This window comes from Duncaniella muricolitica (assembly GCF_910574735.1).
GTDB lineage: Bacteria > Bacteroidota > Bacteroidia > Bacteroidales > Muribaculaceae > Duncaniella > Duncaniella muricolitica.
In genome coordinates this window covers 1-25,464 of record NZ_CAJTCF010000063.1, presented here as the reverse complement: position 1 = coordinate 25,464, position 25,464 = coordinate 1, and the positions used below count along the sequence as shown (strand labels likewise).

The 25,464-nt window shown below is 50.1% G+C and carries 25 protein-coding genes and 1 pseudogene; 16 read left to right on the top strand and 10 right to left on the bottom strand.

Translation table 11 applies throughout. The features are described 5' to 3' along the window. Positions 1 to 483 precede the first annotated feature (483 nt). The 5 genes from QGT73_RS12965 to QGT73_RS12945 form a co-directional block, all read right to left on the bottom strand. Positions 484 to 828: a DUF4491 family protein gene (locus QGT73_RS12965; protein ID WP_280122684.1), complete on the bottom strand. Its 345-nt coding sequence runs from the start codon at positions 826 to 828 to the stop codon at positions 484 to 486. Between the two features lie 303 nt (positions 829 to 1,131). Beyond that, positions 1,132 to 1,662 (bottom strand): hypothetical protein, encoded by a 531-nt coding sequence (locus tag QGT73_RS12960; protein ID WP_280122683.1) that lies wholly within the window; start codon positions 1,660 to 1,662, stop codon positions 1,132 to 1,134. After that, complete coding sequence (locus QGT73_RS12955) at positions 1,659 to 2,309, bottom strand: hypothetical protein (RefSeq protein ID WP_280122682.1); 651 nt, start codon at positions 2,307 to 2,309, stop codon at positions 1,659 to 1,661. The genes QGT73_RS12960 and QGT73_RS12955 overlap by 4 nt, the downstream gene beginning before the upstream one ends. Positions 2,310 to 2,335: 26 nt before the next feature. Further along, positions 2,336 to 3,751 carry a DUF3078 domain-containing protein gene (locus tag QGT73_RS12950; protein ID WP_280122681.1) on the bottom strand — a complete coding sequence of 472 codons (1,416 nt, stop codon included), beginning with the start codon at positions 3,749 to 3,751 and terminating at the stop codon, positions 2,336 to 2,338. Positions 3,752 to 3,831: 80 nt separating this feature from the next. Beyond that, positions 3,832 to 5,211 carry a DEAD/DEAH box helicase gene (locus tag QGT73_RS12945; protein ID WP_280122680.1) on the bottom strand — a complete coding sequence of 460 codons (1,380 nt, stop codon included), beginning with the start codon at positions 5,209 to 5,211 and terminating at the stop codon, positions 3,832 to 3,834. A gap of 206 nt (positions 5,212 to 5,417) precedes the next feature. On the opposite strand from QGT73_RS12945, the gene QGT73_RS12940 reads away from it, so the two are divergent. After that, complete coding sequence (locus QGT73_RS12940) at positions 5,418 to 6,485, top strand: AI-2E family transporter (protein ID WP_280122679.1); 1,068 nt, start codon at positions 5,418 to 5,420, stop codon at positions 6,483 to 6,485. Positions 6,486 to 6,491: 6 nt separating this feature from the next. Here the strand turns inward: QGT73_RS12940 and QGT73_RS12935 are convergent, their stop codons facing one another. Then, a complete protein-coding gene (locus tag QGT73_RS12935; protein ID WP_280122678.1) occupies positions 6,492 to 8,303 on the bottom strand; it encodes a DNA polymerase III subunit gamma/tau in 1,812 nt (603 codons plus the stop codon). 235 nt (positions 8,304 to 8,538) lie between these two features. Here QGT73_RS12935 and purN point away from each other — a divergent pair, with 235 nt between their 5' ends. Both purN and guaD read left to right on the top strand, forming a co-directional pair. Next, a complete protein-coding gene (gene purN, locus QGT73_RS12930) occupies positions 8,539 to 9,135 on the top strand; it encodes a phosphoribosylglycinamide formyltransferase (RefSeq protein WP_280122677.1) in 597 nt (198 codons plus the stop codon). Between the two features lie 227 nt (positions 9,136 to 9,362). Continuing rightward, the gene (gene guaD / locus QGT73_RS12925; protein WP_280122676.1) at positions 9,363 to 10,685 is read left to right on the top strand and encodes a guanine deaminase; all 1,323 of its coding nucleotides are present in this window, start codon (positions 9,363 to 9,365) and stop codon (positions 10,683 to 10,685) included. A 208-nt stretch (positions 10,686 to 10,893) separates the two neighbouring features. On the opposite strand, the gene QGT73_RS12920 is transcribed toward guaD, so the two are convergent. Further along, on the bottom strand, positions 10,894 to 12,048 hold the full coding sequence (locus QGT73_RS12920) for an FprA family A-type flavoprotein (protein ID WP_280122675.1): 1,155 nt from the start codon (positions 12,046 to 12,048) through the stop codon (positions 10,894 to 10,896). A gap of 509 nt (positions 12,049 to 12,557) precedes the next feature. Between QGT73_RS12920 and QGT73_RS12915 the strand changes: the two genes are divergently transcribed. The 13 genes from QGT73_RS12915 (at position 12,558) to QGT73_RS12855 (ending at position 23,960) form a co-directional block, all read left to right on the top strand. Further along, positions 12,558 to 13,694, top strand: a complete 1,137-nt coding sequence (locus tag QGT73_RS12915; RefSeq protein ID WP_280122674.1) for a hypothetical protein — start codon at positions 12,558 to 12,560, stop codon at positions 13,692 to 13,694. 3 nt (positions 13,695 to 13,697) lie between these two features. After that, entirely contained in the window at positions 13,698 to 14,336 is a 639-nt protein-coding gene (locus tag QGT73_RS12910) for a hypothetical protein (RefSeq protein ID WP_280122673.1), read from the top strand. 22 nt (positions 14,337 to 14,358) lie between these two features. After that, complete coding sequence (locus QGT73_RS12905; RefSeq protein ID WP_280122672.1) at positions 14,359 to 14,607, top strand: hypothetical protein; 249 nt, start codon at positions 14,359 to 14,361, stop codon at positions 14,605 to 14,607. Between the two features lie 19 nt (positions 14,608 to 14,626). Then, the gene (locus QGT73_RS12900) at positions 14,627 to 15,451 is read left to right on the top strand and encodes a hypothetical protein (RefSeq protein WP_280122671.1); all 825 of its coding nucleotides are present in this window, start codon (positions 14,627 to 14,629) and stop codon (positions 15,449 to 15,451) included. 2 nt (positions 15,452 to 15,453) lie between these two features. Beyond that, on the top strand, positions 15,454 to 16,518 hold the full coding sequence (locus tag QGT73_RS12895; protein WP_280122670.1) for an AAA family ATPase: 1,065 nt from the start codon (positions 15,454 to 15,456) through the stop codon (positions 16,516 to 16,518). Positions 16,519 to 16,599: 81 nt separating this feature from the next. After that, complete coding sequence (locus QGT73_RS12890; RefSeq protein ID WP_280122669.1) at positions 16,600 to 17,907, top strand: hypothetical protein; 1,308 nt, start codon at positions 16,600 to 16,602, stop codon at positions 17,905 to 17,907. 161 nt (positions 17,908 to 18,068) lie between these two features. Further along, positions 18,069 to 19,391 carry a hypothetical protein gene (locus QGT73_RS12885; protein ID WP_280122668.1) on the top strand — a complete coding sequence of 441 codons (1,323 nt, stop codon included), beginning with the start codon at positions 18,069 to 18,071 and terminating at the stop codon, positions 19,389 to 19,391. A gap of 26 nt (positions 19,392 to 19,417) precedes the next feature. Further along, positions 19,418 to 20,653, top strand: a complete 1,236-nt coding sequence (locus QGT73_RS12880; protein WP_280122667.1) for a VWA-like domain-containing protein — start codon at positions 19,418 to 19,420, stop codon at positions 20,651 to 20,653. Between the two features lie 240 nt (positions 20,654 to 20,893). After that, entirely contained in the window at positions 20,894 to 21,763 is an 870-nt protein-coding gene (locus QGT73_RS12875) for a hypothetical protein (protein ID WP_280122666.1), read from the top strand. Further along, positions 21,756 to 22,448 carry a YqiA/YcfP family alpha/beta fold hydrolase gene (locus tag QGT73_RS12870; protein ID WP_280122665.1) on the top strand — a complete coding sequence of 231 codons (693 nt, stop codon included), beginning with the start codon at positions 21,756 to 21,758 and terminating at the stop codon, positions 22,446 to 22,448. Before QGT73_RS12875 ends, QGT73_RS12870 begins: the two co-directional genes overlap by 8 nt. A 78-nt stretch (positions 22,449 to 22,526) precedes the next feature. Continuing rightward, the gene (locus tag QGT73_RS12865; protein ID WP_280122664.1) at positions 22,527 to 22,796 is read left to right on the top strand and encodes a hypothetical protein; all 270 of its coding nucleotides are present in this window, start codon (positions 22,527 to 22,529) and stop codon (positions 22,794 to 22,796) included. Further along, positions 22,793 to 23,584 (top strand): DNA-processing protein DprA, encoded by a 792-nt coding sequence (locus tag QGT73_RS12860; RefSeq protein WP_280122663.1) that lies wholly within the window; start codon positions 22,793 to 22,795, stop codon positions 23,582 to 23,584. Before QGT73_RS12865 ends, QGT73_RS12860 begins: the two co-directional genes overlap by 4 nt. Before the next feature lies 1 nt (position 23,585). Continuing rightward, the gene (locus QGT73_RS12855; protein WP_280122662.1) at positions 23,586 to 23,960 is read left to right on the top strand and encodes a hypothetical protein; all 375 of its coding nucleotides are present in this window, start codon (positions 23,586 to 23,588) and stop codon (positions 23,958 to 23,960) included. A 33-nt stretch (positions 23,961 to 23,993) separates the two neighbouring features. Here QGT73_RS12855 and QGT73_RS12850 read toward each other — a convergent pair whose 3' ends face one another. The 3 genes and pseudogenes from QGT73_RS12850 to QGT73_RS12840 form a co-directional block, all read right to left on the bottom strand. Beyond that, positions 23,994 to 24,263, bottom strand: coding sequence for a type II toxin-antitoxin system YafQ family toxin (locus QGT73_RS12850; protein WP_280122661.1), 270 nt, complete (start codon positions 24,261 to 24,263; stop codon positions 23,994 to 23,996). Then, complete coding sequence (locus QGT73_RS12845; RefSeq protein WP_280122660.1) at positions 24,260 to 24,508, bottom strand: toxin-antitoxin system protein; 249 nt, start codon at positions 24,506 to 24,508, stop codon at positions 24,260 to 24,262. Before QGT73_RS12845 ends, QGT73_RS12850 begins: the two co-directional genes overlap by 4 nt. Before the next feature lie 857 nt (positions 24,509 to 25,365). Next, positions 25,366 to 25,464, bottom strand: a pseudogene (locus QGT73_RS12840) (IS5/IS1182 family transposase); the annotation flags it as partial.

Below are 25,464 nucleotides of genomic sequence, written 5' to 3'. Positions count from 1 at the left end.
CCGCCACTTCGGAAAAGCCAAGGTCACAATGGATCTCGGCTTCGTATTCATGGCTCTTAATATCCTGAAATTGCATAAAAACATACAAAAATCGGCCTGAAAAGACCGATTTTCGCTGTTTTTTAGTGTATGCCCGGTTTTCAACTCCCTGAGAATCGAATATACGAACTAATCTCGAAAAAATCCAGATTATTCTAAAATATTCAATTCTCAGAGGCTTTAATCAGAGGAGTTCTGCAACACCCTCTTCAATTCTGATTCATTATTCCCGTATGCATCCTGAGCCTTCCAGGCTCGGATGCATACGGCTATTAATTTCCTGATGTCCCGCCGGGACATCCTGTTGACAGGGAGAGAGCAGAATGGATTATGCAATCCTTGTCGGGGCATCTTGTTGACGATGGGATTGCGGTCTCAGTCTTGGTGTTTTGCTGAGGGAGATGAATCTTTGTCGGGATATTATGCTGAGGTGTGTATGTGATTTTAGTTTTCTTGGGGGGATTTGGGGTCGGGGAGGTAGTCGGCGCGGCGGCGGGGGTTCATGGGAAACCAGCCGCGGAGTACTCGCTGACGCTGTTCTTTGATTTCTCCTATGGTCCAGAAGGAGCTGAAGGCGAGGACGCCTAACAGGGAGGACCAGAAGGGGTCGCTTACCCATAGGGAGCCGCCTACAGCTGCTATGCCTAACAGTAGAAACCACCACCGGCATCCGTGGCCGAAGTGGTATTCACATTTGATGGTTATGGGGTGGAAGATGCCTATGATGAGAAATGTGCAGAGGCCGAGTACAAGGCCGAGAAGATGGTAGTGGGATAACAGGGAGGTCATTTGTGTTAATTAGTAATTAGCAATTAGTAATTAGTAATTTTTTTGGTGAGCCAAGCGGCAAGCCGGTTGAGTAATTGGTAATTTTTGTGGCCGGCCGGGTGGGGGACTCTTTGGGCTGTGGGCCGAATGGGGCTAATGGGCCGAATGGGGCGGATGGGCTTTGTGGCTGCAGGGGCTAATGGACCGGATGGGGCTAATGGGCCGAATGGGGCTAATGGGCCGAATGGGGCTGTGGGCTTTGTGACTGCGGGGGCGGGTGGGGGGCGGCTGATGGTGGGTAGGTGTTGGGGTGGGTGATTTATTTTATGGTGTCGGGGGGAGGAGTATGAAGTCGATGTGGCAGGTGACGTCGTAGGGGGTGACGTTGGCTGTGCGGGGACAGCGGCTGCGATGGTAGTAGTAGGATTGCTGGGTGTCCCATGTGGCGAGCCGAAGCATGCGTGTGTGACCGGACGGTATGTCGGTGTGGAGGGTGTCGGTGCGCCGGTGGAGCTGACGGCCCTGAAGGTCGGTGTAGGTGAGGGTGAGCGCGAGGCCGCTGAGACGTCGGGCGGTGGCGTTGGTGATGAGGAGTGTCTCGCGGTTGGTGCGGAGCGGTTTGTCGTAGCCTGAGGCTTGTATGGAGTCGCGCGAGGGGTTGCGTAAAGTGTCGGGTGGCGTGACGGGTGATATTTTTATGCCTGCGATGGCGTCGCGTGATGAGGATGAGAGTGTGAGCCGCTTGCCGCGCAGGGTGTTGTCGGCGCGGACAGGCGGGGCGGGGGGTGAGAGCAACGATACGGCTGTCAGGAGCAGGACCGTGAGGGGTAGGGGGATGTGTCGTGGCGGCTTCATAGATAACGTGGGTTAAGCGGTGTGGCCGGGGCGGGGTAGACGCGCACACAGCCGTCGAGGTCGCCCCTGGGGTGTTCGATGGGGGTGATGACGCTGCGATACATGTAGGGGAGGAGGAGTCTCCACCAGTTGAAACGCAGAGTGCGGCCGTATGGTTTAAAGGTTATGCGCGAGCCGTCGTCGGAGAGAGAGATGACGTTGCGCGAGGGGCGTATGAGCCGTCGGTGGTCGTCGGACAGGGCTGTGTAGATGCGTGCGTCATAGCTGCCTCGTCGGGAGGTGGGGGTGAGGTAGCCTATTACGGTGCCCTGGCGTGTGGATATAGAGGCACTGTTGATGACTATCATGCGGTAGAGGGCCGAGGCTCCGTCGGTGGCGGGGTCGCGTTCTATGGCCATGAGAGAGCCTTCTCCGGCCATTTCCCATATTCCTTCGATGTCGTGGAGCGGTGAGGCGGCCATGCGCGAGGTGACTTTGGCTATTGATTCGTAGCCCGGCAGGCAGTCTTCGTCGGGCAGGGTGTCGAGCACGCCGCGGGCCATAAGCTGGAGGGAGGCTATAAGGAAAGCCACAGATGCGGCATATGTCCTGAATCTGTGGCAGGAGCTATGGCCTGATGTGTGGCTTGTGGGCAGGGGAGAGGGCATGGGAAGAGGGGATGTGGGGTGTGTTATCAGGTGTTGAACTTGTAGGTGAAGCCGAAGGAGAGTATCTCCTTGAGCATGAATTTGTGCCAGTCGGTGTCCTCGATGACGGGCGAGGTGGAGTCGTAGCGCATGTGGACGTAGATCTGGGTGGTGAGGAAGCGGTTGATGGTAAACATGAGGGTGTTTTCCCAGTCGCTCTGGATGTAGTCGTAGTCGGAGAAGACGAAGAGGCGCGAGCGGAGCGAGATGTTGTCGCAGATGGTCCACTGGAGCTTTCCTTCGGCACTCGAACCGTATTCGCTCACGCTTTTGCGTCCTTCCTCGATGCCGTAGGAGGTCTCGTTCATGCGTTTGCGGAAGCATGTCTTCATGTTGTAGGAGAGGGGCGAGATGGAGGCGTCGAAGGTGACGGTCTTCTTGGGGTTGGTGTAGTTGTAGGTCATACCGACACCGACGTTGAGCTCGCCGGGCGACATGAATGCGGCCTTGAGTGTGGTGGTGTTGGGCTTGTAATTGTTGAGGAGCTGGGTCTTGAACTGGGTGCTCATCGAGTAATACCAGCGTTTGGTCGACTTGTAGCCGACGGTCATGTTCCACTGGAAGATGTCTTCCGAGATGTTGTAGTCGTGGAGCTCGTCGTCGGGGGCGTTGTTCATGCCGAGCTTGTACTGGAAAGTGTTTTCAAACAGCCATTTGGGGTGGAATGCTGTGTTGAGCTTGACGTTGTAGTAGAGGTTGAGGATGGCGTTGAGGTTGTTGTTGCCGCCCTGATACCAGTTGGGTGAGACGTAGGCCTGGGAGAATTGCAGATTGGCGTTGAAAGTCTTGAGCCAGTGTTTTTTGCCGAATTTAGCTCCGAGTTCGGTCTTTGGCATTTCCTTGGTGGGCACCACTTCGCGTATGAGTATGCGTGCGGTGGAGGGGTCGACTGTCGCGGTGTATTTTTTTGGAGGCTCGGGCAGGTGGGCCTCGTCATACTGTATTAGGTAGGGGTAGTCGACGATGTAACGCTGTCGCACACGCTCCATGAGTCGGGCGTGGGCTTCGGAACGGGTGATCCACTCGGTGACGAGCGGGTCTATGCCGGGCGAGAGGACGGTGTTGTCCTCGATGCCGAACGACTTGAGTATGTGGAGCTTGTCAAAGACTGTCGGCTTGAAGTATGTCGAGGGGATGGGGTAGGGGTTGAAGGAGTCATACTCCATATAGAGGCTGTCGTTGTCCATGACCATCTCTTCGCCGTCAAAGAACATCATGTTGAGTTCGGGCTCGCCGTCGGCGTCGAGCGCGGCGACGGTTGTGGAGTCGGGGGTCTCGGCGGGTGTGTAGTTGTATATGACAGAGCGTGTGTGCTTGGGCAGCAGGGTTGTGACCTGAGCCGAGGCTACCGGTGCCATGACCAGGGCAGCGACGGTAAGAATTGACGACAGTGGATTCATCATATATCTATGTTGGTGGAGTGGATGTTAACAGTGTGAAATGGAGTCGTGAAGGGTGGGGCGGGAGGGGGAAGATGAGGCGGCTATGATTCCTTGCGTTTGTTGTGATAGTAGCGTCGTTTGTTTTTGGATGCTTTGGGTGTTTTGGCTGTTTCGGAGGTCTGTGAGGGGTTGGGAGCGGGAGCCTGCTGACGCGGTGTCGAGCTCTTGGGCTGCTTGTCGCGCGGAGTCTGTCGGGCCGGCTTGGAGTTGCGGCCTGAGCCGCGACGGTCGGCAGGCCGGCGGCTTCCCGAGCCCTGGGAGCGTCGTGAGGGGGTGTAGGCCGGAGTCTCGCCGATGGATGCCGGGAGCTCGCGCTTGGCCACTTCGTAGCCGAGAAATTTTTCGAGGAGTCCGAAAGCTCGCTGCTCGGCAGTGCTGACGAGGGTCACGGCCGAGCCGCCGGCACCTGCGCGGGCCGTGCGGCCGATGCGGTGCACGTAGTCCTCGGCTTCGTGGGGCACGTCATAGTTGACCACAAGCGAGATGTCATCGATGTCGATGCCTCGCGAGAGTATGTCGGTGGCCACGAGTATGTCGAGGTTGGCCGAGCGGAAACCTCTCATCACTTCGTCGCGGCTTTCCTGGTCGAGATCGCTGTGCATCTCACCGACACGCCAGCCGTCTTTGCGCAGCGATTTGGCGAGGTCTTTGACCTTGAGTTTGGACGAGGCGAAGACGATGACGCGCTTGTGGCTTATGGTCTTGAAGAGGTGACGCAACACGGGAGTCTTCTGGTTTTCATAGACTACACACGCGCTCTGGTCGATTTTCTCGGTGGGTCGCGACACGGCTATCTTGACTTCGGCCGGGTCGTTGAGTATTGCTTTGGCGAGCTGCTGAATCTTCGGGGGCATTGTAGCCGAGAACATGAGGGTCTGACGCTCCTGAGGCAGATGCTTGACTATCTGCATGATGTCGTCAAAAAATCCCATGTCGAGCATTCGGTCGGCCTCGTCGAGTATGAAGTATTGCACGCGGCTCAGGTCGATGCCTCCGAGCTGGAGGTGGGCTATGAGGCGGCCGGGAGTGGCTATCACTACGTCGGCTCCGCGCTTGAGGCCGTTCTGCTGTCGTGCAAATTCTTTGCCGTCGGTGCCGCCATAGATGGCCACACTCGAGATGGGGAGATAGTAGGAGAATCCTTCGAGCTGGCGGTCAATCTGTTGTGCGAGCTCGCGTGTCGGGGCCATGACTATGCAGCTCACCGAGTCGGCCGGCTCGGGCTCGTCGGCAAGCATGTCGATAACGGGCAGAAGATAGGCAGCAGTCTTTCCGGTGCCTGTCTGGGCCACGGCTATCAGGTCGCGTTTCTGAAATATCACAGGTATGGCCTGTTCCTGTATGGGGGTACACTCCCCAAACCGCATGGCGTCGAGTGCGTCGAGCACATCGTCGCTCAGCTCCAATTCGTCAAATCTCATCTGGGCAAAATCACTTCTTATTCAAGGTACAAAATTAGTCAAAAAAATCAGATAATATTTAACAGGGGATACAAAAGGTTAAAAAAGTTTCAGAAGATACAAAAGTTTTTCAGGGGCGGACGTGATTGTGAGGCCGGTGTGGCGTAAACAGTAACGCGCGGGGATGTGTTATGGTGATATAAACGCGTTTCAAAAACACAATCGTCATGTCGATGCCTTCCGTAACTTATTGGACTTCCGACCGTATAATGCGGCTGATCATAGGGCTGGTGCTCACTGCGGGCATCATTTGGCTTCTGGGCTATCTGAGCGAGGTGCTGCTGCCTTTTTTCGTGGGATGCTTCATCGCTTATATGCTTCAGCCGCTTGTTGAGCTCAACCGCCGCTGGATACGTCTCGACGGGCGCATCGTGGCGGTGATAGTGACACTGCTCGAGGTGACGGTGGTGATAGGCGGAGTCATATACATGTTTCTGCCTTCGGTGGTGAGCGAGGTCAATATGATGGCCGACATAGTGAAGGATTTATCGTCGGGCCGTAAGCCTATGCCGGAGTCATACAGGAGAATGACTGATATTCTGAGCCGCTATTTCGAGCCCGACAATTTTGAGGAGCTGTTCAGCCTCCAGCACATGGACACACTGATAAGGCGCGGGTCGTCGCTGGTGGCCGAGTCGGTCGGTATAGTGCTCCATACGCTCGAGTGGCTGCTGACGCTCGTGTATATACTCTTCATACTCATAGACTATCATCAGATCACGAGGGGGTTCAAGCTGATAATCCCCGGGCGTTACCGCAGTCAGGTGATGAGTGTGGTGAGGGATGTCGAGTCGAGTATGAACCGTTATTTCCGCGGGCAGGGTGTCGTGGCCCTGTGTGCGGCGGTGTTTTACTGTGCGGGGTTCTCTATAGTCGGCATTCCGCTGGCTATTCCGTTGGGGTTGCTTGTGGGTGTGCTGTATATGATACCTTATTTTCAGTATGTCACGCTGGTGCCTGTGGCTGCGGTGTGTTTCATATTCTCGCTTGGCGGGACGGTGGAGTTTCTGCCCGAGTTTGGCAAGTGTTGTCTGGTGTATGTAGTGAGCCAGAGCGTGTGTGACTATGTGATCACGCCCCATGTGATGGGGCGTGAGATGGGTCTGAATCCGGCGGTGATATTGCTGTCGCTGTCGGTGTGGGGCTATATGCTCGGTATTATCGGCATGATTATCGCTCTGCCGTTCACGTCGCTTATCATGACCTATTACGAGCGATATATAAGCAAGCCTTAGAGGGGGTCAGCCTATGGAGAGCTGTAGCGATTCGATGAAGTCGCGCATCTCGGGATTTTTCTCCACCATGTGCTGAAGCACTTCGCGCTCGTTCCATGTGTGGGGCGATGCTTCGCCTTGGTTGAGCTCTATGATGATGCTTATGTGGTCGTTGGCCGTGGCGTCGCGCAGTGTGGCGAGTAGAGGCTGCATGTGGGTCTCGAGCTCTTCACGTTGCTTTTCGTTCTCGACCATCACCCGATAGGTGTGGCCCTCGACGAGCGCGGGATAGGAGGCGCGCATGGTGTTGACCAGTATGTGATAGGTGGGGTTGGCTTTCATGAAGGCTTGCCATCCGGCGTTGAGCTGTTCGACGGTGTATTTTGCGTCGCGTAGCTGTGTCGCGGATGTGCCTTGTCCCGGGGTGGCGTTGGCGGCTCCGTTGGCGGCGTTGCGCCCGGTGATGGAGAAGGTCTTGCCGGTGCCGAGCTTTACGGTGGGGCGGGAGGGGGTTGCCGAGGGGGCTGCCGAGGGGGCCGCCGATGGGCGGGATGGGCCTAATGGGGCGGATGGGGCTAATGGGCGGGCGGCCTGCGGCTGGGGTTGTTGTTGGGGCTGCCGGGGTTGTTGCTGCTGCTGAGGTTGCTGCTGAGGCTGCTGGGGACGGGCCGGGGTGGCGTTGGCGGCTCCGTTGGCGGCGATTTTTTGTAATTGCCCCTCTCCTTCGCCGCTATTGACCGGAGAAGGGCTTAATAGTTGGCATATCTTGGCGAGGGTCAGCTCGACGAGAAATTGCTTGTTGGAGGCTGTGCGGTAGTTGAGGTCGGCCTCGTTGCATAGGTTCATGGCCCGGTAGATAAACTCGGGGTGGCATTTGGCGGCCCGCTGTGCCATGGCATTTCTTACGTCATCGTCGGCTTCGAGCAGGACTATGGTCGAGGGGTCGCGCGCCACCATGAGGTCGCGCATGTAGTCGGCCAGGCCGTTGATGAAGAAGTGTGAGTCAAATCCCTTGTCGCGAATCTCCTTGTATATGAGCCATGTCTCGAGTGTCTTATTCTGGAGGAAGCAGTCGAGCAGGCGGTTGTAATAGTTGGAGTCGAGCACGTTGAGGTTTTCGATTGTGCCTGCATATGTGATGTTGCCACGCGAGGATGCCGCTACCTGGTCAAATATCGACAGGGCGTCGCGCATGGCTCCGTCGGCTTTGCGTGCGATGACGCTGAGAGCCGCGGGCTCGGCTGTCATGCCTTCGCTTGCGGCCACGTAGGCGAGGTGGTCAACGATGTCGCGTACGGTGATGCGGTTGAAGTCGTAGATCTGACAGCGTGAGAGTATGGTGGGGATTATCTTGTGTTTCTCGGTGGTGGCGAGGATAAATATCACATAGCTCGGGGGCTCTTCGAGGGTCTTGAGAAAGGCGTTGAATGCGGCCGACGACAGCATGTGGACCTCATCGACGATAAATACTCTGTATTTTCCCTGTCCGGGTGGCACCTGCACCTGCTCGACGAGCTGGCGTATGTCGTCGACGCTGTTGTTGGATGCGGCGTCGAGCTCTATGATATTTAGCGAGTTGCCTTCGTTGAAGGCGCGGCATGAGTCGCATTGGTTACACGCTTCGCCGGCCGGGGTGGGCGAGAGACAGTTGATGGTCTTGGCAAAGATGCGCGCACACGAGGTCTTGCCTACTCCGCGCGAGCCGCAGAACAGGTAGCTGTGGGCCAGTCGACCCGAGGAGATGGCATTTTTGAGCGTTGCGGTGAGGGCTTTCTGGCCTACTACGCTGTCAAATGTCGATGGGCGATATTTTCGCGCCGATACTATATAGTGGTCCATGTGATTAATCTTACCTGTCACAAATTTACGAAATCTCTATGAGATACAAAAGTTTCATAAGGACATAAGAAACAAAAGTTTTAATTTTAAGACAGGAGTACAGGGGTAATAAAGACAGGAGTACAAAAAATAATTACTCCTGTCTTAGATTAAAAAAACTTATGTTTCTTATGTCCTTTTGAATCTTTTGTATCTCCTGAGACTTTTGTATCTGATTTTTTTGTATCTTCACGGCATGGAAAAGTGTGTAAAGAGACTGGCCGTGTTTGCTTCGGGCAACGGGTCTAATGCCGAAAATCTGGTGCGTTATTTCCGTGACAACGATTGTGGCATGGAAGTGGCTGTGATAGTGTGTAATAAGGCCGGAGCGGGCGTTATAGAGCGTGCCGGACGACTCGGGGTGCCTGTGAGGGTGATGCCTGCCGCCGAGATACGCGACCCGGAGTGTATGCTCCCGGTGATGGATGAGTATGGCGTGGACGGGATAGTGTTGGCGGGTTTTCTGCTGATGGTGCCGGACTTTCTGCTCGGTCGTTACCCCGACAGGGTGATAAACATACATCCGTCGCTGTTGCCCAAATATGGCGGCAAGGGTATGTATGGGCGGCATGTACATGAGGCTGTGGTGGCTGCCGGCGAACGTGAGACGGGTATTACCGTCCATCTGGTCACTGACCGGTGTGACGAGGGCCGTGTGTTGCATCAGGCCCGCGTTGAGGTCTTGCCGTCAGACTCGCCCGAGACTGTCGAGGCCAAGGTGCATGCTCTCGAGAAAGAGCATTTCGCCCGGGCTGTCAGAGAGTATTTTCGGGGGGATACAAAAGTTTCATAAGGGGAGATACAAAAGTTTCAAAAGGACATAAGAAACATAAGTTTTTTAATTTTAAGACAGTAGTGAAGTTAAAGACAAATGGCTAAAAATAAAAAAATAATTACTCCTGTACTCCTGTTTAAATTAAAAAACTTATGTTTCTTATGTCCTTTTGAAACTTTTGTATCCCCCGAAACTTTTGTATCGGGCCGGGGGTTAAGTATATTAAAAAGGCATTTTACAGAAGTATGAAAGGAAAGCTCAAAGGGATTCGCGGTGAGGTGCTTACGTTTAAGGCCGACCCGTTTGTATGCGGGGCCGCGGAGTGTTATGACCATTATGAGGACGGGCTCGTGGTGATGTGTGACGGGCTGATTGTGGCTGTCGGCGATTATGCCGCCACGGCTGCCGCATGGCCGGAACTGACCGATATAGATGTGTGGAGCGACTCGCTGATCATGCCGGGGTTTGTGGACTGTCATGTGCATTATGTGCAGTCGCCCATGGTGGGGTCGTATGGCGATACGCTGCTCAAGTGGCTTAACCAATATGTGTTTCCCGTCGAGGCCCGCTATCGCGACAAGGATTATGCGCGCGAAGTAGCGCGGATGTTTTTCCGTCAGACGCTGAGCCATGGCACCACGACGGCCAACGTGTTTGCCACGACGTTTGAGGAGTCGGTCGACGCGCTGTTTGAGGAGTCGGAGCGTTACAATGCGCGCACCATAGCCGGCAAGGTGCTTCAGGACCGCAATCTGCCCGACAATCTGCGTGACCGTGATGCCGGGGAGTTGGTGGACGTGTCGGAACGTCTGCTCCTGAAGTGGCACGGGCGTGGCCGTCAGCTTTATGCCGTGATACCGCGGTTTGCGCCTACGAGCACTCCCGAACAGTTAAGTCTGGCCGGCAGGCTTTATCAGAAATATCTCGACCGTGGGGTGTATATGCACACTCATCTCGACGAGGCCGAGGGTGAGATAGAGTGGGTGAAGTCGCTCTTTCCCGAGGCTCGCGACTACACCGACGTGTATGACCGCTATGGACTTGTCGGGCCGCGGTCGGTGATGGCTCATTGCTGTATAGTGGAGCCGCGCGAGTGGCAGAGGCTCTATGAGGCGGAGTGTGGCGTGGTCCATTGTCCGTCGTCCAACCTGTTTCTCGGTGACGGCGAGTTTCGCTACTGGGAGGCCAAGGAAGCCGGGCGTCCGTGCAGGGTAGGCATAGGGTCGGACATAGGGGGCGGCACGAGTTTTTCGCTCGTGCGTCAGCTCGGCGAGGCCTATAAGGTGGGCATGCTGCGCGGCCACGCGCTCGACGCCATGCGCAGTTATTATATGGCTACTCTCGGCGGTGCCAGTGCTCTGCATCTCGATGACAGGGTGGGGGCCCTGCGCGCGGGAATGGAGGCCGATATTGTGGTGCTCGACATGAAGCCCGACGAGTTTATAGAGTGGAGAATGAGGGAGGTGGAGAGCGTGTTTGACCGCCTGTTCATACTCCAGACTCTCGCACCCGACCGCCTCGTGCACGCTACATACGTGGCCGGAAAGAAGGTCTACACAAAAGTTTAGGAATATACAGGGAGATACAAAAGTTTCAAAAGGACATAAGAAACATAAGTTTTAAATAATTTAAGACAGGAGTACTGGAGTGAAGTTAAAGACAAGCGGCAAAGAATAAAAAAATAATTACTCCTGTACTCCTGTCTTAATCACGCTCCTGTCTTAAATTATTTAAAACTTATGTTTCTTATGTCCTTTTGAAACTTTTGTATCTCCTTTAATTCAGAAGGTTGTCGGCGAGGGTGGAGAGGTGGTCGATGTCGGCGGGAGTGAGGCGTCCGTGGAGGGTCACGATGGGCTCCACGATGGATATGTCTTTCATCTGTTCAAACATGCCGCGCATCTTGCGTCCGGCGGCCGGTGCCCAGAGACCGTTCTCGACAATGGCGACGCGGCGGTTGCGGAAGCCTTTGATGGCAAGATGGTGGATGAAGTCGTGCATCGGCGGGAAGATGTCGGAGTCGTAGGTGGGGGAGAGGACTACGAGATGGCTCATGCGGAAGGCGTCCTCGACGGCCTCGGCCATGTCGTCGCGCGACAGGTCGGTGACCGAAACTTTGGGTGCGCCCTTTTTACGGAGTATCTCGGCCAGCTCCTTGGCCGCCTTGGCTGTCATGCCGTGGATGGATGCATAGGCCACGAGCACACCCTCGGTCTCCACCTCATAGGCTGCCCAGGTGCGGTAGAGGCGCAGATAGTCGGTGAGATCGCCCTCGAGTATGGGGCCGTGGAGGGGTGCGATGACGTCGATCTGCTTGCCGGCGAGCTTCTTGAGTACGGTCTGCACGGGGAGTCCGTATTTGCCCACGATGTTGAAATAATAACGGCGTGCCTCGCATGCCCAGGGCTGCGAGGGGTCGGGCGCACCGAAGCGACCGAAACCGTCGGCCGAGAAGAGTGTCCTGGCTGTGGAGTCATAGACCATCATCACCTCGGGCCAGTGGACCATGGGGGCGGTGATGAAGTGAAGCTCGTGAGAGCCGAGGCTCAGAGTGTCGCCTTCGGCTACCTCCATGATGCGGTGGTCAAACGGGGCGTTGTCGGCCACGAGCGGGAGCATCTTGTGTGCTACGGCCGTGCATACGAGGCGACACTCGGGGAAACGCTCCATCACCCACTCGATCTGTGATGAGTGGTCGGGCTCGAGGTGCTGCACTATGAGATAGTCGATGGTCTTGCCTTCGGGGAGCGACGAGAGGAGATTGTCGCGCCACTCGTCGGCCATGCGCTGATCGACGGTGTCGATGAGTGCTGTCTTCTCGTCAAAGATTATATAAGAGTTGTAGGATATGCCTTCGGGGGTGACATACTGGCTTTCAAACAGGTCCAGCTCTTTGTCATATACGCCTATGGCTTTGAGGTCGGTGTGCATGTCTGTAATATATTTAAATGAGAGATTATACATCTGAAAACGGCCACAAAGTTACGCAAAATCCGACAATCGGCATAGGCTGTAATGACCTGTTTATATCTTTTATATCTCCCCTCCGTCTCCATAATTGCAGGATGTCAAGAGATAATGTTAAAATCACTGATTTTTAGAGTCAAGAACGGATTTAACACTCTGATTCTCAAAATGGCTTTGGACAAACGCAAAATAATGTTTAACTTTGCAGTGTACCGTTAAGGCGGTTCATAGTCAAAACACGAAAGTGTCTTACTGATTCTCATGAGTCTTATGTGTGGTAGCTTAAAGGCCAATCAGAAGAAAAGTGGACAGTCGCGCGTCGTATACTCATACGGCGTGGGAGTTTGCACTTATACCCAAGCATTGAAGGCTTCTTCCACCGCCCGGACACATTTGGGATAAGATAGCAGCTTCCACGCTTTCGTCATTTTATCTCTTTCCTCAGGGGAGCGGGAAAGGCTAAACTCAGGCAAATGACCGAGACTAATACCGATAAGTTCCTTGAAGGTTTCCGTCAGTGGTGGTTAAACAAGGGACATTCCAGACGCAGTGCCGACAGCTATTGCTCAGGCATAAGGCGTGTCAACAGGGAATTCTTCCTTCCGATAGTTCATAAAGATCTGTTTGACGGGCTTGTCGATGCCGTGGCAAAAGGGTGTGCGGAGAACTTCCTCACAGCATTGGTCGGCACCATAGGAGAAAAGAGTAGAAACACTACAGACCCGACGGAGAAAAAGCGGCTTCAGGATAATGTGAGCCACCTGAAAAAATTCATTGAATATGTTGTCGCACTTCAGGATGACACTGTTGCTGCCATAGATCATAGTGAGACAGAGCAGCTCGGCGACAGCACTCTTGATTCCGACTTTGAATTCTTTGACCACGATACACTGGCGGGCATATTCTCTCTTCGTATCATGACACAAGACCGCATGAGCGCGGGTAAGAATGTTTTCTTCCCCATACGCATTCTCGGTCGTCTTTTCTCAACGGCAGACCGTTACCATCGCGATATGTTAATCCGCAAGGGTATTCTTGCGTCTGACGGGAATCCTCTGTATTTCAAGAGATGGTATGACAGTTGGGTAAAGGGCATAGTGGAGCGTGTTGTGTTCCATACAACCAAAGGCGACTACAGGCTTTCTGAAATCGAAGGCCTTCGTATAATGCGCTCGACAGGCAGTGCGTGGATTGTCGACAAGGAACAATCACGCACGATACCCTTGTTGTCGGAAGGTGAGGATGGCTTGCAGCCTATGAAAGCAAAGTCATTGAAGCAAATCCATCTCGACCATACCGAACGCATGGAGGACCTTCTCATACGTCTCGAACCGGTGCTTACTGTCATGCGTCAGATTACCGACAATATCAAAGCATCTGTGAAGGGACAGACTGTAACTGTCAAAGACAAAAGTAGGAATGAGCATAAAATAGAGCTCGATTCCTTCCGTCCCGGAACGCTTACACTCGTCAGCGGATGGTATTGCGACAATGTGGACTGGAACTTCATAGCTCCGCTGCTTTCACTTGTCCGTGTCGAGCTCGACTACATCGCCGCCGCCACCCGCCTGACAGCAATGTCATCAACCGATAACCTTAAAAAACACTAAATTATGAGCTTAGATTTTAATTCCGTTGAAATAGGAATCGACGATATGCCATATCTAACAGACGGATATTACAATAATAGGAAGATTCAATTTTCTCAACATTGTGATATCCTATTGCATGATCGTTCGTTAGATCCCAATTCTCTTCAAGACTTCTATTCTGAGAATGTAGGCTTTGGCAAAGACAGCAATCTGCCTGAAGAATGTTGGCATTTGAACAGATTAGGCTATTTCAAGCATGAATTTTATATGCTGAACCCATTTTATTACATAGGGGAGGAGTATCGCAAGGAGCATCCGATGAGACGGGCGGTTGTAAAAAACGGCGTACTGTTCCGAGGGATCGGTTGTTCTGAGGACCTAAATAATCTTCGATTTGATTTGGAAAAGTCTTTGAAGCCTGAAACATTGGAGACGTTGCCAATCGTATTATTCCGTAACTGTGACAAGCCTATAGGTATAAATGGGGTCTGCGATGACTGGAAAGATGACGTGACTCAGCGTTTGCATTGCAAAGGGGATACTTTCGAGTTCATCGGAGTGTTCAAGGCTGAACATAAGGACTCGGCTAAAGGGGATGTCTACAAGATGACAAAAATCTTTGACCGTTACTACTTCGATGATACTAAGATTTTAAATTGACAGGATTCGTAGAGGTTGGATTGTGGTAAAACTACGCCTGCTCCTTAACCTGTTGGTGACCATATCGTTTTTGCTGTCGCAATGGCTGATACCCCTGTTGGCCATTGCGATGGTAGCGACGGTGGTGCATACGCTGTGGATTAAGATTGCGCTGTGTGTGGTCGCAGCATTGTGGCTCTGTGCCTTCCGTCCGTGGAAAATCTTCTCCGACGAACGTTTCCCCGACTTCATCGCCACCGTGAAACTCGCCATCATAAAGCTGCTGACGTAATCATAATCAAATATAGAAAATGGCAGACTGGAGTTATTGTGAATATCGCATAGCCGGCGAACCGGAAGAGCTTGACCGCTTGTTCGGAATCATGCAGAAGGTTGAGAATGCCGAAGGTGGACCATGGCTATGTGACCTAATGACCGAGATTAACGGCGAGGAAGCTGAAGATGGAAGAGGTCAATGGTCGGAGCTTAAGCGTGAGGAAGATTGTATATCTTTCGTGTTTGAAGGAGCCGGGAGAACATATATCGAAGAATGGGATGAAGTATGTGACAACTTCGAGACACTTTGCCCCTACTTTGAAGGTGTATTATGGGCATATGAACTTGCTCAGAAGAGAGAGAACCCTGAAAAAGGCTGGTTTCCCGACAAGTATTATCTCGATATGCGCTATGCTGAGAACGAGAATGATGAAGCGGGTAGTTTCAGATCCATCGAAGATGTCTATAAGCGTATTGAAGAACTGACAGGAACCAAAGTGACATCAGAGGACGATGTCAATGCTCTACGGGCCGTTCTGCAAGAGAAAAACTGCGACACATTTATCCTTATATACGAAATTGAGGAAATTCCCTGCCGCACAGATTTGCTCAATAGGAGTGAGCCGGCAAAACGTCGTGATATAAACCGTCTTGTCTCACTTCTGAAGACACCTCAAGGGAAAAAGATGATAAAGAGCCGATGCCGCAGAAACGTGTGTAGGATACAGTTTTTTCAGCATGTTTCCATAGGAGAGCATCAGTTGCCTCCGATTGAGGTATGGATTGCGCTTGAACAACTTGACCACGATAACATCAAGGCTCTGATTAATTCAATACAAGAAAAAATCCAACACGACTGAATATGGCAATAAAAATTGACATAAGCGAACTCTACGAGATATTTGAGGCGACACCGTCCGAGCAAAACATTATGCTTGTAGGAACCCACGGCATAGGCAAGTCGCGCATAGTAGAAGACTATTTCACAGCACAAGGCATCACTGTCACGGCCCTGTTTCTCGGTCAGATGAGCGACCCCGGCGACCTTATCGGCTTGCCGCGCCTTAATGAGGAGACCGGCAAGACCGACTTTATGCCGCCATACTGGTTTCCGACCGACGGAGAGCCGATAGTGCTGTTTCTCGACGAGCTCAACCGCGCACGCCCCGAAATGCTTCAGACTGTAATGGATCTTGTGCTCAACCGCAAGCTCGCCGGCCGCCGTCTGCCCGAAGGGAGTCGCATTATCTCGGCAGTCAACGACGGCGAGGAGTATCAGGTGGGCGAACTTGACCCGGCTCTGGTGTCGCGTTTCAACATCTACAATCTTGTCCCGACGGTGAAAGACTGGATTAAATGGGCAACGTCGGCCGGGCTTGACGAGCGTGTCATCACGTTCATTAAAAACAAACCGTTGATGCTCGACAGCCGGTTTGACGCCACCGCCAATTCACTCGACAAGTCGCCCGACCGCCGCGCATGGGAGCGGGTGGCGCGTGCCATTGAGGGAGTCAGGGAGATTTCGACAGCAAGAGCCAAGATGATAGCCGGTATTGTCGGCGTAAAAGCTGCCGCCGCCTTCATGGAGTCGCAGAAAGAAAAGTCAGTGACCGGTAAGGATGTATTGAAATCTTTCGATAAGATCCAGGCAAAGCTGGAGGAATTCCCGGTCGAGAATTTCCCCATACTCAACGATGATATCCTGACTGTCCTGAATTCGCTGGAGAGTGTGGCAAAATTCTCTCCCTCCATGCAGCGCAATCTTACGTCATATATAAAATGGCTTCAGGACACCAATCGCCGTGAAGCCTACGCCTACTTTATCAAGGCGTTTCTCGGAGACACTTATTCGAAGGCTCGCGAGTATATAGGTCAGAAATGTGTAGACCTGATTTTACAGTTTAGTGCTTTTGTAGATGAGATATAATTAAAACACTTTATTATGCAAAACAATTGGCTAAATAGCAAAATTATAAATCAAGACCTCGATGAACTAAGATCTTCAACTTTGAAACTGATTGAAAGAAGAGCTGTAGAGATAGATTTCAGGTCGATTATTGAGCCGAATCTTAAACAACTCGGATATCCATATACCCTTGAGTCGAATTATCGAAATCACAGCAAATTATTTGATATACATGTGGCTCCGGGGTGTATGTTAACCGGGCACTTAAATCATTGCGATTATCCCACTTACATATCATTGCAAGTGAAAATATCTCATGGTGAATATTTCGGAGAAACAAAGTCCCCTATCAACTTGCCAATAGGAGACTGGACATTTTATATGCCTTTTTTGGAGAAATTAGTGACTCGTGTTAATGAGTTAAAGGAAAAGTATGACTATCGGGCTAAGACTATGATGAAATCATCAATGCTGGGTCTATCGCTTGTAAAACCATATATAAACAAAATCGGGCTTGAGAATGTGACACTTGAGGTTGCAGAAAACATGGGGGTGATAATGAAAATGCAGATTGTCAACAATGCGAGTCTGCGGACACTCCTGACGATTGACAACTATAAACAACATTGCGATGATTTTGTATCAATTGCAAAATCGCTGCACGTGTTTACAAAGCCGGGAATACGGCGTGGTGTCGAGTTTGAATGTGGTGGATTCAGAGATATTGTGAGTAAAAATAGTGGACCGTGGCGAGCCTGTGATGTTAAAATGACTTATCTTGACGTGTTCCCTGAATATGGTGATTTTTCTCAAGATAAAAAAAGGATTGGCGCGACCATCTATAAATGTCTTTCTGATCTTGGATATATCTTTTATGTCGAGAATGATAACTTACATGTAGTGTTGAATAAGGATATTTCTCTGATTAGATCATTATCGACCAAGTACACATACTTTAGTTACAAAAAAGAGACTTTAGAAGGACGTAAAATGAAGGTTAAAGATAAAACGTTCGTCCATTTACTTCAAATGACTGCGGCTGCATCAGTTAAAACCGGCTATGATTTTGACGTAAGGTCAACTTATCACTATTATACTGACATCCCGTTTTTGGATAATTTATACTTTTATTTTGAAAGGCTTTTACCTTATAATACTTCATGGAATAACGTTCAAACACGCTCTGTGAAGTATTGGAGGTTTGGCCAAGAATCTTACCATAATGGAGGTATATTTCATGTAATGTTAGCACCTGACTGTTATATTAAAATCCGGCCAACGGGCGGTGACACTATAGATGTCATCTGGGAGGTAATGGAAAACTGGAATGAAATATTAAAGATAAAGGACATTAAATACCAGTTCTATCTGGATGATAAAGATAAGGAATTTAGCTTTAATCCAACGTAGGCCTGATTGGCATGCCGATACCTAATATCATAGATGGCTGGTTTATATCCGTGCCATCACTGTTTTGCGCTGCTTGCCCTCACAAGATAGAGAACTCGCTGAAATAACACGCGGATGTATTGAAATCTTTCGTTGAAAAAATCTAAAAAATATTGGTCGTTATGGTAAAAAGTATAATTAATAGCGAGTTGATTTATGAGGATTTAACAACTCTGCTTAAGATGGCAAATTCGTATGATAAAAAACAATTAGATATACGTCCTATCATCGAGCCGAACCTAATCCGACTTGGATGCAAATATACATTTGAAAGTGAATATGAGTTTAAAATATTTGCGGCTCCGGGATGCGTTATAAAAGGTCATTTGTTTGGTATATCATATATTGATATGGAAATGGAAATGTCATACGGGGAGCATTATGCGGCTCAAGGCCTCACCAGTTTGCCATTAGCAGATTGGGAACCTTATATACCACTGTTGGAGGCTGCTATCAACGGTTTAAGGGATATTAAGAAGAAATATGATGACTATGCAAAGACTGAGATGCAGTCAATGATTCTCAGTCGGTCTTTAGTCGAGCCTTATATAAAGGAAATCGGTCTTGACGGTGTGACGCTGGAAGTTACTGAGAAGCATGAGTTTGTTATGAAGATGCAGATATTCAGCAATGCGTATTTGCATTCGGTGCTTACGTTTGACAACTATAAGCAGTGTTGCGACGATTTGGCCTTGTTTAAACAACACCTTCCATGGATCGGAAGAAAGGCACTGACGCAAGGCATTGAGTTGGGTGATGGCAAATGCCCTACGAAACTTATTAGTAAAAATGCCGGAGGATGGTGCATTGATGATGTCAGAATGACATATCTCGAAACGATTCCTGTGAAAAGCGATTCTTATTCCGAAGCCGACAAGAACATGAATCGCGAGATCTATCGGTGTCTGATGAATCTGGGGTATATTTTTTTTGTAAAAGGCACTCATTTACGTCATTTACACGTAGTCTTAAATAAAGATGTCATGCTTGTCCGTTCTCTGGATAACAAAAGGACATACTTTGTATATAAAGAAAAGCGCAGCACAAGTTTGATACTCACCAATATCGCATTCATTCGGTTATTGCGTATGACTGCTGCTGCCTCCTCCAATACCGGTTATGACTTTAATTGTAAAGATTGCACTAAATTTGAGGATTTTATGTGTTATTATTTTGATAGGCTATTGCCTTATAACACAGCATGGAAGGAGGAACAACCTCCCATGTGGTACAATCAGAGTAGTTTTGCAAAGTTTCATGTAGCTATCACTCCCAAGTGCCACCTCAAAATATGGACTGTCGGTGGAGAAATAGTCGATATAATCTGGACAATAATGGAATCATTTGATAAAATCCTGAAGCTTAAGGACATTGCGCATAATCCGGATGTAAAGCTGTTTGTTAATGGTCAAGAACGTAGATTTATTTTTGAATCGAATCAGTAAAATTTCTACATGAGCGATCCTAAAATATGATTATACAAGAGATATCTGACCGATGGTTTCTGTGTGAACCGTTGTTTTTCTCTACTTTATGTTATCACAAAACAACGGAAAACCGGGAAATGGCATGCCCGTTCCGTTCAGGACATTTTGTATTGGAGTACAATCCGGATTTACTCGACAAAATGACAGATCTGGAATGTGAATTATTGTTGCGACATGAGATGATAAGGATTCTTCTTAAGCATCCTTATCAGCGACAACCACTGAATGCTGTGCCGGAAGTGCTGACTCTTGCAAGCGATGTCACCATTTATGAGCATAGCCGCTGCAGTATCAATCCGTTGCAGCATACAGAACTGAAACTGCCTGCAAAACTGTCGTTTGAGGAGTATTACAATCTTCTTTACCATCAAATGGAGCCGATTATATCGTTTGCGGGGAATAGTACCGAGGATTGTAGTCAAGGGGACGCATCAGAAGAGGGGGCATCGGATAATTCAGACGATGCAAAATCGTCCGGAGGAACCGATGGCAATTACTCTGCATCAGGGACATCTGACAACTCTGAGGAGCCGGGATGCCGTGGTCTCGGCGATTTGCTTGACAAATCAAAGGCCGACGCGTCGGCTCTATGGGAGGAAGACGAATTGCTATGCGAGCGTATGAACCAGCTTATCGAGAATGCCATGTTGTCAAGAATGTGGGGCTCGATACCGAGAGGAATGCAGGAGTTGCTCAAACTGTCGATTGAGAAATCGCTTAATGTCAGACGTCAGCTCGGACTATTCAAGGCTTCGATACTCTCCACACAGCGGAGGCTGACACGTATGCGCCCCAGTCGCCGTTATGGCTGGAATCAGATGGGTGTAGTTCACCCATATACCACCCGGCTACTTGTAGCCATCGACACAAGTGGCTCGGTGTCGAGTAATGACATACGGCGGTTTTTCGGTATCATCAATTCATTCTTCACATACGGCATTCCGCAGATCGATGTCATACAGTTTGATGCAGACATACATTTGCCGTTACTTCCAGTCCGTAAGGCGGCTAAAGCGGTCAAAATCGCAGGGCGTGGAGGCACGTGCTTCCAGCCGCCTGTCGACTACTTTGAGGAACACAAAGAGTATGACGGCATGATTGTCTTTACCGACGGCTACGCCCCGGTTCCCACCATCACAACACGCCGACGAATATTGTGGGCTCTTATCAACCATAAGTGTTATAATGACTTCCAATTGTCACCCAAAATTTACCTATGAGCTATAGCGGGGAAAAATCCGTAAATTGTTGCCTTATAGTGTCGAGATAATGGGATAACTGAGGTGTTCTGTCAAGAAATTGAGTTAAAAACAGCAGCCACATAGTGTCAAGAAACGATTTAACTATCACTGTATCCGTTTATTGGCTATCTTTGCATGTGCGTGACTGATTCATTCGGTCTGCTATCATATTATAATACTCAACATTCTCTCAAAACAATATAATACTGACGACACAAAATGAAAACAACGAGTTTTATAGCTGAAGGAATGAGCACCCCGGAAGAGGTAAAGCAGGCGTTATGCGGAGAGATTCCGTCAGGACACCGACTGATTGCCCTGGACTATGAGCGGGATGTAAAGCTATTGGCGGAAGAGCCTTTGGGTTTCCTTTCCAGAATTTACTCCGGAGATTCCATTGACGATGTTGTCAGACAGTTAAGAGAGCTGGTAGTGAAGTATAAGCTGTGGAGCTACAGGCGTGTGGCGTTCCGTCTTGTCTGTCGACCTGACAGCGGAGTGACAGCCGAGCAACTTGACTCTTTGTCTACTCATTTCTCTCGTCTGCCACAGGTGCTTGATGTGTGTTGCGGAATGGATGTCTGCGAGACGCAAACGGAGAATGTGCGCCTCCTGCTTCTGGCATCGACTGCATGCTATTATCCTTCGTTTCGGGAGCATGCCTACAGACTGTTGGAACACTCCGGGGAGATACTTGCCGACCGCTCATTGTATATGGCTGCAATCGGTGACTGCTTGTTCTGCTCTTCGGCGCGCAGTCTGCCAAGGTTGGGAGGCCTTATTGAATGGTGGTCGCGACACCCCGATCTGGCTCGTGACCCCAAGGGCAACCTTTTACTCTACGTCCACAACTACGGAACTCGGAAAGCCGACATCCTGACTCCTGAAGGGAGGTGGATAATAGGTCGGGAGTTGCCTGAATTGCAATGGAGTAGAGTGCTTTGGGGGAATCTTACGCATGGAGAGTATGACTGGAACGAATCTCTCAATGAGAGTATCATGAAATACTCACAAATGAATGCTGACGGAGCCTGTACCATAGAGGAGGTAATAAGCAGGCTTGGACTTGACAACAAACAAAATGACTAAGAAAATGAATGATATTGTAGAAAACATAAGCGATACACTCCCCGTGATGATGTATCTCCACGGGTTTATGTCGGGAGCCAACGGAGCCAAGCAGAGACAGTTGCAACGTAAGTTCAAGGGTCGCTACCGGGTGATCGCCCCTGAGCTGGACGCTGACCCCGACAGCTCTCTGGAGGTAATCAACCGCGCCATACGCGAGGAACACCCGGAAATAATCATAGGCACCTCGCTGGGAGGCTTTATGGCCCTTGAATGTGAGTCGGGCGATGCCGATGTGGTCATCGTCAACCCCTGTCTTTTCCCGAAGTCACAGTTAGCCCAATGGGTCGGTGAGGAGCATACATACTTCTGCAAGCGTCTCGATGGTGTTCAGACCTATACTCTGACACAGGCTACTCTCGACAAATACGGGCGTTATGACGCCGTGCAGTCGGTGCGTGACAACGCTCCGCGAGTCTCCGCCCTGTGTTCGACAGCCGACGACCTGCTTGGCGACTCTCACGTAGAAGCCCTGACAGGTCTGGTGTGGGACAGCTATTTCAAGGTGGTGGACGATTTCGGTCACCAGTGTAAGGATGCCGGAATGACCCATCTCTACGACCTGCTTGAACTCGTCATCGACCGCCGTCGGAGAATGGGTGGCTCACCGAGGACTACCTCTGTCAATCCTGGGCGCGACAGATAGTCTGAGCCGCGTAAGTGCAGGCGTGTATCCATCATGGGGGCATGGGCTCGCGATTTGGCTCGCAAAGACTTATATCGTATGAAAGATATTTTGCTACAGCATATCGACGATATTCTTGCCGATCCGCGTCAGGCATCCGCATTTACGCCACCAGTTGATGATAATTATGACAGAAAGAATGGAAGATTAGGCGCGTATCTCAGTTGGTGTCGCGAGCATGACCGGCTACCTGACCGGAACGACCGGGCGGCATGGACTGCTTATATGAAGTATACAGATGCATTCCCGATTTGCGATAATCCTATGCATCTCAACGAAGTTTTAAATTTATACAGAACTGAAAAATGAGTAAACTGAATATCGACGAGGTGATGGCATTGCAGATGTCGGGCATGCCCACCTCACAAATAATAAAGACCGACCTTGCAGAGTTTGACCGTCTGTATGAAGAGAATCCGGAGTTTGACGGGTATCTTGACAAGGCCAATTCAATACTTGACCGACAGGAAAAACTGGGTATCGTCAGCATATCCTGTCAGGATTCACGGTTTCCGGGCCGCCTGCTTGCCATCGGTGCCGCCTGTCCGGCAGTGATACATTGCAAAGGCAACCTGAAGCTGCTGGAAGCCGAAAAAGCTGTGGCTATAATAGGAGCACGCTCAGCCGACAAGGAGGGGAATACGAAAGCCTATCAGCTCGGTGCGGACTATGCCCGGAAAGGGTATGTCGTGGTGAGCGGTCTCGCCCTCGGATGCGATGCAGCCGCCCACCGTGGCTGTCTTGATGTCAATGGAGGCACGATAGCCATCGTGGGAAACGGACTCGACATCACACATCCGCGTGAGAACAAGGTGCTTGAAGAGTCAATATTGCGCAACGGCGGTCTGATGCTGTCGGAACAACCGATAGGCGTCAAAGCCAATCCCACACGTCTGGTGGCCCGCAACCGTCTTCAGGCTGCACTCTCCGAGGCTGTGATACTGGCCCAGTGTCCGGCTCAGAGCGGCTCGCTCCACACCATGCGCTTTGCCCGCAAGTATGGCCGGGAGAGCCTCGCGGCAACCTTCCCGCGCCGCACCGAGGCAAATGCCGGCAACTATGACCTTATAGAACAGAATCTTGCAAAACCGATATGATATGATTGATGTCAACGATAAATTCGCGACTCTGCTTAAAGTCGCCCTCAAAGGCTCGGACGAAGCCTTGCAAAGAGCCTACCGCCATTCGATAAGGATGCTCGCCGAGTATGATATGGAATACGGACCTGAATCCCAGCCCCGTGACCTTGAATTTCGATGGGAGTGGATTGACGGTTACCGTGTGCTGACCGTGCTGACCGATGGAGCCGGCATTCACAGTGATTTCTCACAGATACCGGGACTTGACGAATGTATCTGGCTGCTGTATGACGACGGTGCGGCAATAGCCGTCTCAAACGACACAGCCGGCGTCATGCTCGACCACCCCGACAAGTTCGGTTTACCCCGCGATGTCAGGTTTGAGATTCAGTAATACCTGCTAATCATTGGATAAGGGGTGAGCGTGTCAGAATAGTTCGGAATGTGTACCGAAGCGTACCAACTTGATTATTCCGGCTTCCTTATCCCACCAAATCAGCAGAGTGTCACTTTCCACGTGACACTCCATATATCCTTTATAATTGCCGGTCAAAATATGGGGTCTGTTTTCTTCAGGGACAGGCAATCCTTCGACCAGCAGGTTAAGTATGTTTTCCAATTTGTCGATGACCGCCGCCTTGTGCTTATAGCGTTTGAGGTCTTTTTTAAACTGGGATGTTAGTTTAAGTTCATTCATAGCGAGTCAACAAAGTTGCGGAAACTTTTCATATCAAGAGTCTCGAGATTGTCCGAAGTCTCCGCTTCTTTCATTGCTGCCAGTGTCGTTTTGTTGGGATGGTCTGAAACAAATGCCATAAGCACACTTTCCACAAGATTGTTCAGGCTTCTGTTATGACGCCGGGCTTCTTCCTGCAATTTTGCAAGAAGAGTCTCGCTCAGGCGGAAAGAGGTCTGCTTACGGGTGACTGATGATGTGTTCATAACGTTTGATATTATTTGTAGTGTAAAAGTAATACATTTGTATAACACTACATAACGAAAATTGTTAAAACTTTATGTCCCCGCTATCCATAAGGCTGTATCAATATAACCTAAAAGATTGAACCGCTGCGAAAAAGAGCGTGTCAGGATAACATCGGTAAGATTATCCTGATACGTTTTTATTTTGATGCGTTTTCCGTGGCTACCCATATGTTCCGTTTCTTTTATTTTAAGCGAATTTACAACAGTTTTACAACAGTTTTACAACAGTTTATCCCGATTGTTTATATTCCTTTTTTATCGGTGCGCTAATTTTACGCCGGTTTATTATGCTGTAAAAGGGGGTAAAATGCAAGAAAAAAGAGTTGGGCTGTCGCTTGATGCGAAGCTCAACTCTTTGGTATTCTTTGGGTTAATCCTTTTGCGTGGGCTTAGTACTCCTCCTCGTTGAAAAACATACTCAATATTGGCAATCAACATCTTATCGATTTTCGAGAGAATTTGGCAAAGAAAACTACTGTGTCTGACGGCGTAAAATCGAATTGGCAAAGAATATTCTGGCACTTGGCCAAGAAAACAGAATTATTATGACGGACACAATATGTCTGGAATACAAAATGAGGTCTCGCAGTGAGTTATCAGAGCTGACTTTGGGGGGCTTTATGTTGCAATGGACCATAAAGCCTTCAATATGGCTTAACGAACGTAATAGTCGGAAAGACACTGTTTCTGGTTTTACTTTAAGGTTTCTCTCCGCAAAAAAGCCATAAAGGTCGTCAAAATGCTCTTGTCAATCTGGCACAAGGTCAAGATTAAACTTATTTGCTGACACAATTTTAATAATGAAGTTGTTTAAACTAATTTGATTTGTGAAATTTTTTAAGGAAAATAACGATAAAAGCGAGGAAATTCCAACCTTTCCAACTGGAGACGGTGGTATCGAAGCGGTTGAGTAC

Bases quoted from the DNA above. Each gene is read 5' to 3' on its own strand.
- QGT73_RS12965 (WP_280122684.1), bottom strand. From the start codon at position 828: ATGACCTCCCTGTTATCCCACTACCATCTTCTCGGCCTTGTACTCGGC.
- QGT73_RS12960 (WP_280122683.1), bottom strand. From the start codon at position 1,662: ATGAAGCCGCCACGACACATCCCCCTACCCCTCACGGTCCTGCTCCTG.
- QGT73_RS12955 (WP_280122682.1), bottom strand. From the start codon at position 2,309: ATGCCCTCTCCCCTGCCCACAAGCCACACATCAGGCCATAGCTCCTGC.
- QGT73_RS12950 (WP_280122681.1), bottom strand. From the start codon at position 3,751: ATGATGAATCCACTGTCGTCAATTCTTACCGTCGCTGCCCTGGTCATG.
- QGT73_RS12945 (WP_280122680.1), bottom strand. From the start codon at position 5,211: ATGAGATTTGACGAATTGGAGCTGAGCGACGATGTGCTCGACGCACTC.
- QGT73_RS12940 (WP_280122679.1), top strand. From the start codon at position 5,418: ATGTCGATGCCTTCCGTAACTTATTGGACTTCCGACCGTATAATGCGG.
- QGT73_RS12935 (WP_280122678.1), bottom strand. From the start codon at position 8,303: ATGGACCACTATATAGTATCGGCGCGAAAATATCGCCCATCGACATTT.
- purN (WP_280122677.1), top strand. From the start codon at position 8,539: ATGGAAAAGTGTGTAAAGAGACTGGCCGTGTTTGCTTCGGGCAACGGG.
- guaD (WP_280122676.1), top strand. From the start codon at position 9,363: ATGAAAGGAAAGCTCAAAGGGATTCGCGGTGAGGTGCTTACGTTTAAG.
- QGT73_RS12920 (WP_280122675.1), bottom strand. From the start codon at position 12,048: ATGCACACCGACCTCAAAGCCATAGGCGTATATGACAAAGAGCTGGAC.
- QGT73_RS12915 (WP_280122674.1), top strand. From the start codon at position 12,558: ATGACCGAGACTAATACCGATAAGTTCCTTGAAGGTTTCCGTCAGTGG.
- QGT73_RS12910 (WP_280122673.1), top strand. From the start codon at position 13,698: ATGAGCTTAGATTTTAATTCCGTTGAAATAGGAATCGACGATATGCCA.
- QGT73_RS12900 (WP_280122671.1), top strand. From the start codon at position 14,627: ATGGCAGACTGGAGTTATTGTGAATATCGCATAGCCGGCGAACCGGAA.
- QGT73_RS12895 (WP_280122670.1), top strand. From the start codon at position 15,454: ATGGCAATAAAAATTGACATAAGCGAACTCTACGAGATATTTGAGGCG.
- QGT73_RS12885 (WP_280122668.1), top strand. From the start codon at position 18,069: ATGGTAAAAAGTATAATTAATAGCGAGTTGATTTATGAGGATTTAACA.
- QGT73_RS12880 (WP_280122667.1), top strand. From the start codon at position 19,418: ATGATTATACAAGAGATATCTGACCGATGGTTTCTGTGTGAACCGTTG.
- QGT73_RS12875 (WP_280122666.1), top strand. From the start codon at position 20,894: ATGAAAACAACGAGTTTTATAGCTGAAGGAATGAGCACCCCGGAAGAG.
- QGT73_RS12870 (WP_280122665.1), top strand. From the start codon at position 21,756: ATGACTAAGAAAATGAATGATATTGTAGAAAACATAAGCGATACACTC.
- QGT73_RS12865 (WP_280122664.1), top strand. From the start codon at position 22,527: ATGAAAGATATTTTGCTACAGCATATCGACGATATTCTTGCCGATCCG.
- QGT73_RS12860 (WP_280122663.1), top strand. From the start codon at position 22,793: ATGAGTAAACTGAATATCGACGAGGTGATGGCATTGCAGATGTCGGGC.
- QGT73_RS12855 (WP_280122662.1), top strand. From the start codon at position 23,586: ATGATTGATGTCAACGATAAATTCGCGACTCTGCTTAAAGTCGCCCTC.
- QGT73_RS12850 (WP_280122661.1), bottom strand. From the start codon at position 24,263: ATGAATGAACTTAAACTAACATCCCAGTTTAAAAAAGACCTCAAACGC.
- QGT73_RS12845 (WP_280122660.1), bottom strand. From the start codon at position 24,508: ATGAACACATCATCAGTCACCCGTAAGCAGACCTCTTTCCGCCTGAGC.